This window comes from Microcoleus sp. PH2017_24_DOB_U_A (assembly GCF_020738205.1).
Lineage (GTDB): Bacteria > Cyanobacteriota > Cyanobacteriia > Cyanobacteriales > Microcoleaceae > Microcoleus.
In genome coordinates this window covers 1-11236 of the sequence record NZ_JAEQCT010000153.1, presented here as the reverse complement: position 1 = coordinate 11236, position 11236 = coordinate 1, and the positions used below count along the sequence as shown (strand labels likewise).

Genomic DNA, 11236 nt, shown 5'->3' with positions numbered 1-11236 from the left:
GCCACAAGCTTGAGGGTCTAGAGGGATATTTGAATGTCCCACTGTCGCCCTTTTGGGTGGGCCCGAATCCCCGTCGCTTTAGCCCTGGGGAGGTTCAAAACCGCCAATCTTACAAAAAAGCTCGCAGCCCCCAGACTAAAGTCTGGGGATGCAAGGGTATAGCAGCAAAATTGACAGAAATTCTAGTTAAAAACCACAATTGTGTACAGAAGGGCACACATCACCAACAATGGGTGGTGTCACAATTGCGGCTAATCCTACAATGCCATCCGTTTTTCAGCAGTTCCGCAGCACGCATTCCTGTTCGTGTCGGCGATCTCTGGAATAGGGCAAACCTAATTCAACCGGGCGCACAATGCCAAAATCAGTTAATAAACCATTAAAACACCATTCGCAATCTCTAAAAAGATTCCAGCAATCACACCGTTGCTTTACCGTATCACTAGCCGTTGAGCAGCAATGCCAACTGAACCTCCCTTGCCCTAGGCCCGGACTTCTGTAAACTGGGAAATAGTTTCACACATACTTGAGTCAGGTGCGACCTGTCTCACTCAAAAGATGAACTTGCCCGCTGTCCTAGCTTAGACTAACCCTTACACTTAAGCTTCTGTAAAGGTCTATGAATCCTCCTGCATCTTCCACAAATTACTCTTCTCTGGACAACGTGATAGATGTCACTCCTATCAGCAGTGAAAATAATCAACCCTACTCTACCCCTACGCCTTCTCCCTCTCCCGAACCCGTGGTTGCTCCTGCCCCTACCAGCAGCAGTGCAATTATCCCGCGCCAAGGAGTCACAAACATTCTTGCTCACCTAAATAAGGAAAGTTCCGTAGCAGCAGTTAAGGAAGTAGAAGAAAAACTTAAGGTTGTCAATCAAACCCTGGGAATGCTCGATAACATCCTGGAGAGCGAGGGATTTGACGCTATCCTCAACGATATGTTGCAGTCGATTACCCTCAAAACAGGGGAATTGCTCAATGCCGATCGCACTACGATATTTTTATTAGACGACGACAAAAATGAACTCTGGGCAAAAGTTGCCAAAGACGAAAATGGCAAAAGCATAGAAATCAGAGTTCCCGCCCACGTGGGCATCGCCGGAGAAGTAGCCACCGAGAAAAAAGTGGTTAACATCCCTTACGATTTTTACAACGATTCGCGATCGGCTAACGCCAAAAAAGTTGAAGAAAAAACGGGCTACCGCACTTATACAATGCTGGCAATGCCCCTGCTAAAGGAAGAAACAAACGAGTTAGTAGCAGTCGTTCAACTGATTAATAAACTAAAACCCGATCACCAAAATCACGCTAGTTTAGATCGACAAATCGACAGGGCTGGATTCACGGAAGAAGACGAACGAGTTTTCAATGAATTTGCTCCCTCAATTCGCCTAATTCTAGAATCCTCCAAATCTTTCTACGCAGCAACTCAGAGACAGCGGGCCGCCACGGCGCTGATGAATGCCGTAAACGCTCTTTCTAAGAGCAGTCTCGACTTAGAAGATACCCTCAAAAGGGTCATGGATCAGGCCAAAGAACTCATGAATGCCGATCGCAGCACCCTCTGGCTGATCGACGAAGATAAAGATGAACTGTGGACGAAACTTCCCAACAAAGAAGGCACACTTACAGAAATTCGCATACCCAGAACAGCCGGTTTTGCAGGAATCGTCGCCCAATCCAGCGAACACCTGCTGATTTCCTTTGACGTGTACGACGACCCCCGCGCCAAAACTTCGCGAGATACCGACCAAAAAACAGGCTACCGCACTTGCAGTATGCTGTGTATGCCAGTGTTTAACTCCGACAACAAATTGATTGGAGTTACGCAGTTAGTCAACAAAAAACGACAAGGAGAATTCCCGCCCTACAACCCGGCAGATTGGCCTCAGGCCCCCGAACAGTGGAAAGCGAGTTTCAATAAAAACGACCTGGACTTTATGCAGTCGTTTAACATCCAAGCAGGAGTGGCCCTGCAAAATGCCAAACTGTTTGCAGAAGTCAAACAGCAAGAACAAAGACAAAAAGATATGCTGCACGCCCTGACTAACGGCGTGATTTCTACAGATAAAAAAGGCAATATAGTTGCGACAAATCCCAGCGCCCAAAAATTACTCGGTGTCAGCGAGGCAGAATTAGCAGAAGGCCAATCTTTGCGCGAGTTAATTAAGTTAGAAAAAGGCGATTTTGCCAAGTGGTTCGATGCGTCTTTGTCTCCAGAAGACGATAACGATCGCCAGCAGTATTACCCCGATCAAGTTTTGCTCTCCTGTGAAGGAAAATCGCAGAGTATCAATCTCTCGATCAACTCAATGACCGATGCTACCGATCCCAACAAAGTCAACGGCGCGTTAGTCGTCATGGAAGATATTAGCAGCGCCAAGCAAGTCAAAAACTTGATGTACCGTTACATGACCCCAGAAGTAGCCGAAGCACTGTTAGCTTCAGGGGATACAGGATTGGGCGGCAAGCGCAAGGAAGTTTCGGTGCTGTTCTCAGATATTCGCAGCTATACCACACTTACGGAAAAATTGCAAGCTGAAGAAGTGGTGGTGATGCTCAACAAGTATTTTGAAGTGATGGTAGATGTCGTATTCGAGTACGGAGGCACTCTCGACAAATACATCGGCGACGCTCTGATGGCAGTTTTCGGCTCTCCGGCGCCCCTAGAAGATCATGCTTGGTGCGCGATGCAAACGGCAGTGAAAATGCGAGCAGAACTCGATAAATTCAATCTCGATCGTATAGCTAATGGTGAGTTGCCCATCAGTATTGGTATGGGCATACATTCCGATCAAGTTGTCAGTGGCAACATTGGCTCAAGTAAACGCATGGAATTGACTTCTATAGGAGATGGCGTCAACCTCGCCTCTCGCTTAGAAGGCGCCAGCAAGCAGTACGGAACTGACTTAATTATTAGTGACAATACCTACAAGCATTATCACGAGAGAGTCTACGTGCGGGAACTCGACTTCATTACCGTCAAAGGCAAAAGCGAACCAGTTATCATTTACGAACTCGTCGGCATCAAAGAAGGATACTCGCCCATTGGCAAGTCACTAACCGAAAAACAGCAACAAGTTGTAGAACATTATAATAAGGGTCGCGAACATTACAAGACGCCAGTCACTCACAGACTATCTGACAGTGAGGTGAAAAATATCTTAGATGATGTCGCCCAAATGCCGGAGACAGAAATCAAAAAACTTTCCTACAGTGTCGAGGAACAGTTGGAATACGAACTAAAGAAGTTGTTATATCAACTCAAAAAGCTGTCAGAGTACGATCCCAAAAATCTGTCTGAAGCAGATAAACTAATCGTGCTGTTGCAGCCAGAAATCCAACTGTTGAAATTGGAAGGTCTCAAAAACCTCTCGGAAGATGAAGCCAAAATGTTGCTGCAAGCCAAAATCAAGCAGCTATCAGCAGACGATATTCAATCGTTGCAAGAGGGCGAGGTTAAAAAACTGTTGGAAGCAGACATCTTAGAACCATCAAATCCTAAAATTAAAAGGCTGAAACCCGCACAGATCAGGCAGCTATTGCAGGCTAAAATTAAAATTAAAGCCTCCGAGACAGTGATAGAAATGTTAGAGGAGGAATTTGAAAATCTGGGACTCGATCGCGTGAAAAAACTCCTCAGCGAGTTTAAGAAAGTCTTAGAACCAAAAGCCAAGCAAGCTTTTAGAGACGCAGAACGCGAATTTAACCTTGTTCTGGACATTGAACCCAAAAACAAGGCAGCTAAACTGCACGTCGATCGCTGCGGGTTATATAAGCTCAGCCCTCCCGACGTACTAAACTGGGACGGCGTATGGAATCTCAAAGAAAAATAGCAGCGGTACCCGGTGCGGAGGGGGCGATCGCGATCGGGAGTGCACCTCCCCTCCAATCAATTAACCTTAATATCCTGTTGGGGCAATTTTAAATCAGCTCCAGCAGGTATGATTGTTAGATAACCGGACTTGGGATCGCTTGCCTCGCCACCGCCAGATACCCGCATTGTGCGGTGTTTGGCGACAACAAACACAGCACTTCTACCTTCAGAAGAGCTTCCAAAAAAAATTAGGACTTGCGCCAGCATTACCCAGTTTTTAAGAAAAATCTGGGGCAAAGGCGACCTAACATCCACTCAAAAACCGGGTTTTTTACCCCGCGCCCGTAAGTCTTAATAACTTTGGCGCCTCCTAAAAGCAGCTTGCTTTCAGCAGAAAGCTAACGTTCTAGTCTTAGATATAGAAAACTACTAGCATCAGTTATGGATAATTGGAATTCGCAATCGGGAGATATTGAGTCGGTAGATCAGGTTTACCAACTATTGCTAGAGATTGCCCGCAGCTCGCTGTCAGATATCCCCAGAATCCCCGAAAACATCACTCAAAAGTCTCTTCCCCTGCTCCAAAAATTACAAAGCATTCAGCAAAGACCACAGGGACAAGGGTTTAAATCTGATTGGTTTTCGGTAAACGATCTCGAATGGGTGGCTCAAGTCCGCCAACTGCTCGAAGAACTGACCCGCCAGTCTTTGTCGGAACGGCCCAAAATGCCAGAAAACATGGCGGGCAGAGCTTTGAGTCTCGCAGATAAGGCACAAAGCATCAAAGAAACCATAGAAAATGCAGCCTCCAGCCCAAAAGATGAAGATGATAACTCGTTTCAGTCTCCAGAGACGCTGCTGAATTTATTGCACCAGAGTTTAAAAACTCAGCGGGCCAAAAGCTACCAACCAGACGCTCCCGAATGGCACCAACTCATGACCATGCTAGATGTAGTGCAGTCAATTTACAAGCAAATTCAACGTTAAATTTAAGCTTGAATCAGGGGCATTTTTATGGTGTTTAAAGGCGCTGGTTCTTTGGCAAAAAAAAGTTTTTTGCCGTAGCAATGTCGGACAAGGCATCGTGCGGCGTTCGTACTCCAAAACAATCACTCTGAGCTCGCTAGGAGGAAACGGCATTGCCGTTTCCCTAGCCCGATCGATCCTAGGGAAACTGGACGTGCCGTTTCCTGAGTGTGGGTAATATTAATTGCGATACCACCAGGTTCGATCTAAATCGCTTAAACAAGTGCAGACAATTGCAGCTTGGCCAGCTAAGCTGGGTTCAATCGCTTCAGTGGCAGGTGAACATGAGCGGACAAAACATCGGGGATTTGTTAGGAGAAATATTAGAAAATCGGTATAAGTGCTCACGGCGACTAGGCAAGCAAGCCGGACGGCAAACATTACTCGCCCGCGACTTAAAAACCCAACAGCAAGTAGTAGTCAAACTCCTGTCATTCAGCAGCGATTTCAACTGGGAAGACTTGAAACTGTTCCAGCGAGAAGTCGAAACTTTAAAATCCCTATCCCATCCTGCAATTCCCCGATATCTCGACTCCTTTGAAATCGACACACCCAGCCGCAAAGGATTCGCCCTAGTTCAGACTTACATCGAAGCCAAATCCCTCCAAGAGTATCTCTCAGACGGCCGCACCTTCAGCGAAAATGAGGTCAAACAATTAGCCACAGCATTACTAGACATCCTCGGATACCTGCACCAGCGACAGCCGCCGGTGATTCACCGCGACATTAAACCCAGCAATATTTTGCTCAAAAATCGATCGGGCAACAGCGTCGGCGAAGTCTACCTAGTCGATTTTGGTGCTGTTCAAACCCTAGCCACGCAACAGGGAAAAACCGTCACCGTTGTCGGAACTTATGGTTATATGCCACCCGAACAATTTGGCGGGAGAGCAGTTCCAGCTTCCGATTTGTACGGCTTGGGAGCAACATTAATCGCCTTAATTACCAAGCAGCATCCAGCCGATTTGCCGCAGCAAGATTTGCAGCTCGAATTCGAGCAATTCACGGAATTAAGTCCCGGTTTTAGCAATTGGCTGAAGTGGATGACGCATCCCAGTTTAGAACGCCGTCCCGCCTCAGTTCAGATTGCCAAAGAAGTTCTGGAAAAACCGCAGCAAATAGATAAATATTCCCGGCCAGTGAGACAGGGGAAAATTGTGAGTACCGACGAATTGTTCTGGAATGCGATCGAGGTCGGAATTTCGACAGGAACTAAAGCTATAGGAGCTTGTGCAGTAATAATTTTAAGCATCATTGCGATGGGGTTTTGGGAGCAAATTTTTATCGGAGGATTCTGGAGCGTTCTTTTCGCCTTGCCTCTGGCGTTAGCGAATGGAATAATCGCAGCAATTGTGACGTGCTTTTGGTTTTCCCCCCTAACTAATCCCAAACTTCACCGACAGGTTTTAAATGCAATTAGTATCGTGACATTTACCTCGGCGACCAGTATTTTCTTGTGGCCGATGATGGAGGATTGGAAGGATGAAGGGACGTGGAATATTATTAATGATGGAGAGCTTTCCATGTCTGAAATTAGCTTTATACTTGCAATATCGCTAATTGTAGGACTGTCAATGGGGACAGCTAGCAAGTCTATTGCCCGGTGGTATCAAAAAGCAAGCGGACTATAATCTAAAATTTACAGGAATTAGGCACTCTGACTTCTAGAAACCGGGTTTTTACGAAAATACGCGTTGTAACCGCCAGACTCGCTAAAAAAACCGATTTCTGAACCCCGACGCTCGCTTCAAATTAAAATAAAGGTCAACACGGTTAACTTAAGAGATGACAAGAGGGAAAACTCATGAAAAATAGATACTGTGATTGCTTCGTTCCTCGCAATGACCATCTTAAGTGAACCGTATTGAAATAAAGGTAATAAAACATGACTGGTAAAATATTAGCAGAAAGCTATGAAGTGCAGCGAATACTGGGAAAACAAACCGGTCGCCAAACGCTGCTGGCTCGCGATTTACAAACTCAAGAATTAGTTGTCATCAAACAGCTCTTCCTCGGTAGCGATTTTGAATGGCAAGACCTCAAGCTATTTGAAAGGGAAGCGGAAACTTTAAAAGCACTTTCTCACCCAGGAATTCCTCGGCACCTCGACTACCTGGAAATTGACGAACCAGACAGTAAAAGCTTTGCCTTGGTACAGACTTATGTAGAGGGAAGAACTTTAGAAGAACATTTGCGCTGCGGGCGTACTTTTAGCGAAAGTGAGGTGAAAGAATTAGCTAAATTGCTGTTAGCAATTTTGATGTATTTGCACGAGCAAAATCCGCCTGTTATTCACCGCGATATTAAACCAAGCAATATCTTACTACACAGCAGATCCGGCCATAGTGTCGGACAAGTTTATTTAGTTGATTTCGGTTCGGTGCAGAACCAAGCTGCAAAGTTTGGCGGCACAATTACAGTAGTCGGAACTTATGGATATATGGCACCGGAACAATTTGGCGGGCGATCGGTTCCGGCTTCTGACCTTTACGGTTTAGGTGGAACTTTAATTTATTTGGTAACGGGCTTGCATCCCATGGAACTATCGCAGCAGGATTTGAAAATTCAATTTGCCGATCGCGCGAAGCACCTCAATCCTAATTTGATTCATTGGCTGGAGTGGATGACCGAACCGAGCTTGGAAAAACGGTTATCTTCGGCTGATAAAGCATTCCGATCGCTCGACGAAAATCCCTGTGCTATCAACAAAATCAAAAAAAATCCTCTTGTAGTGCAACCGCCAGAAAGCGATATTAAACTCACAAAAAATTCGGAGTTTATAGAAATTATAATTCCACCTAAGGAAGTCGATTTTAGTTTGATTGCCTGGTTCTCGGCTGCGGTTGCTGCAAATATCCTTTTAAGGATAGGTGGTTCCAATTACCTATCGGTAATCAATAATTTATTAAGGAATTCGTTGATTATGCTATCAGGAAGTTTACTAGCTGCTGTAGTAGTAACACTTCTCTCTGCATTATTTCGGGAATTGCGTGTTAGAATAGATCGGCATCAAATCTCCTATACCAGCAATCTTCTAGGGCTGAAATGGAATTATCCACGATCGATCTCCAGACAGGAGATTTGTCAATTGGAAATTAGGCAATACAATTCCAACATTTATCAGATGCTTATTCAAGCTGGCAAGCAAAAATATCAACTAGGAGAAAACCAGGGACTAAGTGAATCAGAAATCACATGGTTAGCAACAGAACTAAGCCAGTGGTTGGGATTGAAAATTAAAAAAACTTTGACAGAGGGGAAAAATAATATCTGGTTCTGAAAATATCTCGATCGCCCAAACAAACCATTCCCCTCTCAAACTGTGGGATGGGCGTCCCGCCCGTCCAATCTATTGTTCGTGGGATGTCCCGCCCGTCCGCTGTATCTTCTCGCACTCCCCCGCTTTGTATCCAGCTTTATGCAGCATCGATCCCGATCGCCCGTAAAATGCTATGAAAGGGATTTGGCAAGTAGCACTCATCCCCGATCATCTGTTAAGTTGGAGATATTATTGTGGACTTATCGCTAATTCCGGCACAGCCGAAACCAGGACTGCTTAACGTCCTGATCGAAATTACCGCCGGTAGCAAAAACAAATACGAGTTTGATAAAGAGATGCAAGCCTTTGCACTCGATCGCGTGCTCTATGCCTCAGTGCAATACCCTTGCGACTATGGCTTCATACCCAACACCTTAGCCGATGACGGTGACCCCCTCGACGGCATGGTGATGATGGACGAGCCCACATTTCCAGGGTGCATCATCGCGGCCCGTCCGATCGGAATGCTGGAAATGATCGACGGAGGCGACAGAGATGAAAAACTGCTGTGCGTTCCCGACAAAGACCCCCGTTACGCTCACTATAAGTCCCTCAAAGACGTAGCCCCACACCGCTTGGACGAAATAGCCGAATTTTTTAGAACCTACAAAAATTTGGAGAAAAAAGTGACCGAAATTCTGGGTTGGCAAGATGTCGATCTAGTAATGCCGTTAGTCGAAAAGTGCATCGCAGCCGATCGCAAATAGGTTCCAAGCGCCTGCATCCTCGACTGCAACCCGAGTAACAATTCAGGAAGCCGAACTTAATGCAACCGATCCGCGTCTAGGACGTGCAGTCGAGGAGGGGGTGGCTAGAATGTAAAATCATTGGTGAATCCCCAGTCACCGGAACGGAATTCCTCAAACCGCCACCCCCGGCACAATCTTGAAAAAAATCCTAGTCATAGAGTAAGATTAAGCGCAAATTCTCAGCAAGCGGGCGAATGCGTTCTACTTTTGAGGAAAATTTACCCGAACACTGACATCAACGCTATCTTAATCTCAGGACAGTTCCGCACGCCGGGCAGCCCACAGGGTGCAAAAATGGTCTCTAAAGCGTGATATCTGTTACAGCAACCGATCGCGCACGGGTTGAGGCTTCTAACAACCCAAGTGTTCGGTAAGTCTGATTTCCGGGTTTGGTACTCGGATAGTTTTCTATAAAGCGTTTTATAGTACGGATTGCTAAAAACTAAACACTAAAAACTAAACACTAAGATCTCAACTCCCAAGTTCCTGCGCCCAAACCTAAAAAAGATGCCAGATTCCGCACCCTCTCAAACCACTCCAGAGCCTTCCGATCAGAAAGCCAGTATGGAAAATAGTCCTTTGACCGAGTTTGTCGTTCAGTTTTGGGGCGTGCGGGGCAGCATCGCCACCCCCGGCAGCAAAACAATTCGCTACGGAGGTAATACCTCTTGCGTAGAAATGCGCTTGGGGAAAAAACGCCTGATTTTTGATGGTGGCACCGGTCTGCGAGTTCTGGGCCTCAACCTGCTGCGACAAATGCCGGTCGAAGCCCATATGTTTTTCAGCCACACTCACTGGGATCACATTCAAGGATTTCCATTCTTTACTCCTGCCTTTATCCCGGGGAACTGCTTTCACATTTACGGAGCGATCGCCCCCAACGGCACTACAATCAAACAGCGTCTTGCCGATCAAATGCACCACCCCAATTTTCCAGTCCCCATCCAGGTGATGCAGTCAGACCTCAAATTTAACGATTTGACCCCAGGGGATATTCTCGAACTCGACGATGTGAAAGTCGAAACGGCATTGCTCAATCACCCGAATACCGCGATCGGGTATCGAGTCACCTGGGAGGGACACACGGCCGTCTACTGCACCGATACAGAGCATTTTCCCGATCGGCTGGACGAAAATGTAGTACACCTAGCTCGCGACGCAGACGTGCTGATTTACGACGCCAACTACACCAACGAAGAGTATTACGACTTCAAAAACCCAAAAGTCGGCTGGGGACACTCAACTTGGCAAGCCGGAGTAGAAATAGCGAAAGCTGCGGGAGTCAAAAAGATCGTGATGTTTCACCACGATCCCGGTCACGACGACAATTTTCTCGATCGCGTCGAAGCAGACGTGCAGGCAGCATTCGCCAATAGCTGCTTGGCCCGCGAAGGCATGAGCATACCAGTAATCTAGAAAACCCATCCATGCGGGCTGGGAAAAAACTCCTCCAGACCGCAGAAATTAGCAGCCAGAACGCAGAAACAGAATGAATCACGAAACTCCCCCCAAGTATCGCTCTCGTGGCTTGCGGGGGCTTTACTCAACATTGCTGGTGTTGATAATTGTCTGCTGTACAGGAGGCGGATGGGTGGCAGCCCAGACTGCGAACTCCAACACTCCAGCGCGACTTGCTCAAGTGTCTGCTATTGAAGATAATGGCACTGTCGATCGCATCCCCGAACGCTACCAACTCGGACAGCAACTCTACCTAGAAAACTGCGCCACCTGTCACATCGGCTTACCCCCGCAAGTATTGCCAACAGAAACCTGGCGCCGCTTGTTGCAAGATTCCCAACACTACGGACAAACCTTGAAACTCCTAGTAGACCCGCCCCGGCTGCTAGTGTGGAACTACCTGCAAACTTTTTCCCGTCCCGAAGCCAAAGACGAAGAACTAGCTTACCGAGTCGCCACCTCTCGCTACTTCAAAGCTTTGCACCCCAGAGTCAAGCTGGCGCAACCAGCAAATATCAGCAGTTGCGTTACTTGTCACCCAGGTGTGTCTAAATACAATTTCCGCCAGCTTACCCCTGAGTGGGAAAATTCCCCGTAAGGAATCTTAAGTTCTTGATTGAGGAAAATCAGAATTCAAGTCTGAGCGATCGAACTACTGAAAAAGCAGGACTGAAGTCCTTACTACAAACCTTATAAAATCTGTTCGTAGTGAGGACTTTTGTTCTCGGAAAAAGCAGGACTGAAGTCCTCACTACAAACCTTGTAAAATCTGTGAGGACTTTAGTCCTCGGGGTGCATCTGGCGCAAGGAAGAGGGCGAAGCATGACCGCATATAAGTTATTAGTTATCATCTCCTATTGTCTGC

At 46.6% G+C, this 11236-nt stretch carries 10 protein-coding genes; 8 read left to right on the top strand and 2 right to left on the bottom strand.

Going from position 1 to position 11236, the window contains the following annotated elements; genetic code table 11:
- Together JGK07_RS31010 and JGK07_RS31005 are read left to right on the top strand one after the other, a co-directional pair.
- The coding region (locus JGK07_RS31010) for a hypothetical protein (protein ID WP_293219050.1) at window positions 1-383 on the top strand (383 nt) is incomplete at its 5' end.
- 236 nt (window positions 384-619) lie between these two features.
- Complete coding sequence (locus JGK07_RS31005; protein ID WP_293186848.1) at window positions 620-3838, top strand: adenylate/guanylate cyclase domain-containing protein; 3219 nt, start codon at window positions 620-622, stop codon at window positions 3836-3838.
- A gap of 56 nt (window positions 3839-3894) precedes the next feature.
- On the opposite strand, the gene JGK07_RS31000 is transcribed toward JGK07_RS31005, so the two are convergent.
- Window positions 3895-4086: a hypothetical protein gene (locus tag JGK07_RS31000; protein ID WP_293186847.1), complete on the bottom strand. Its 192-nt coding sequence runs from the start codon at window positions 4084-4086 to the stop codon at window positions 3895-3897.
- Between the two features lie 174 nt (window positions 4087-4260).
- On the opposite strand from JGK07_RS31000, the gene JGK07_RS30995 reads away from it, so the two are divergent.
- The 3 genes from JGK07_RS30995 to JGK07_RS30985 all read left to right on the top strand — a co-directional run bounded on the left by JGK07_RS30995 (window position 4261) and on the right by JGK07_RS30985 (window position 8125).
- The gene (locus JGK07_RS30995; protein WP_293186846.1) at window positions 4261-4806 is read left to right on the top strand and encodes an inorganic pyrophosphatase; all 546 of its coding nucleotides are present in this window, start codon (window positions 4261-4263) and stop codon (window positions 4804-4806) included.
- A gap of 323 nt (window positions 4807-5129) precedes the next feature.
- A complete protein-coding gene (locus JGK07_RS30990; RefSeq protein ID WP_293186845.1) occupies window positions 5130-6476 on the top strand; it encodes a serine/threonine-protein kinase in 1347 nt (448 codons plus the stop codon).
- A 254-nt stretch (window positions 6477-6730) separates the two neighbouring features.
- Window positions 6731-8125 carry a serine/threonine-protein kinase gene (locus JGK07_RS30985; RefSeq protein ID WP_293186844.1) on the top strand — a complete coding sequence of 465 codons (1395 nt, stop codon included), beginning with the start codon at window positions 6731-6733 and terminating at the stop codon, window positions 8123-8125.
- A gap of 69 nt (window positions 8126-8194) precedes the next feature.
- Here JGK07_RS30985 and JGK07_RS30980 read toward each other — a convergent pair whose 3' ends face one another.
- Window positions 8195-8326, bottom strand: a complete 132-nt coding sequence (locus tag JGK07_RS30980) for a hypothetical protein (protein WP_293186843.1) — start codon at window positions 8324-8326, stop codon at window positions 8195-8197.
- A gap of 32 nt (window positions 8327-8358) precedes the next feature.
- Here JGK07_RS30980 and JGK07_RS30975 point away from each other — a divergent pair, with 32 nt between their 5' ends.
- From JGK07_RS30975 to JGK07_RS30965, 3 genes are all read left to right on the top strand, one after another.
- Window positions 8359-8871, top strand: a complete 513-nt coding sequence (locus tag JGK07_RS30975; RefSeq protein ID WP_293152463.1) for an inorganic diphosphatase — start codon at window positions 8359-8361, stop codon at window positions 8869-8871.
- Between the two features lie 549 nt (window positions 8872-9420).
- Window positions 9421-10329 (top strand): MBL fold metallo-hydrolase, encoded by a 909-nt coding sequence (locus tag JGK07_RS30970; RefSeq protein ID WP_293152460.1) that lies wholly within the window; start codon window positions 9421-9423, stop codon window positions 10327-10329.
- 73 nt (window positions 10330-10402) lie between these two features.
- Window positions 10403-10969 (top strand): diheme cytochrome C, encoded by a 567-nt coding sequence (locus JGK07_RS30965; RefSeq protein WP_293186842.1) that lies wholly within the window; start codon window positions 10403-10405, stop codon window positions 10967-10969.
- Window positions 10970-11236: the final 267 nt, after the last annotated feature.

Excerpts from the sequence above, each read along its gene's own strand:
- JGK07_RS31005 (WP_293186848.1), top strand. The coding sequence starts at position 620 with ATGAATCCTCCTGCATCTTCCACAAATTACTCTTCTCTGGACAACGTG.
- JGK07_RS31000 (WP_293186847.1), bottom strand. The coding sequence starts at position 4,086 with ATGCTGGCGCAAGTCCTAATTTTTTTTGGAAGCTCTTCTGAAGGTAGA.
- JGK07_RS30995 (WP_293186846.1), top strand. The coding sequence starts at position 4,261 with ATGGATAATTGGAATTCGCAATCGGGAGATATTGAGTCGGTAGATCAG.
- JGK07_RS30990 (WP_293186845.1), top strand. The coding sequence starts at position 5,130 with ATGAGCGGACAAAACATCGGGGATTTGTTAGGAGAAATATTAGAAAAT.
- JGK07_RS30985 (WP_293186844.1), top strand. The coding sequence starts at position 6,731 with ATGACTGGTAAAATATTAGCAGAAAGCTATGAAGTGCAGCGAATACTG.
- JGK07_RS30980 (WP_293186843.1), bottom strand. The coding sequence starts at position 8,326 with ATGAGTGCTACTTGCCAAATCCCTTTCATAGCATTTTACGGGCGATCG.
- JGK07_RS30970 (WP_293152460.1), top strand. The coding sequence starts at position 9,421 with ATGCCAGATTCCGCACCCTCTCAAACCACTCCAGAGCCTTCCGATCAG.
- JGK07_RS30965 (WP_293186842.1), top strand. The coding sequence starts at position 10,403 with ATGAATCACGAAACTCCCCCCAAGTATCGCTCTCGTGGCTTGCGGGGG.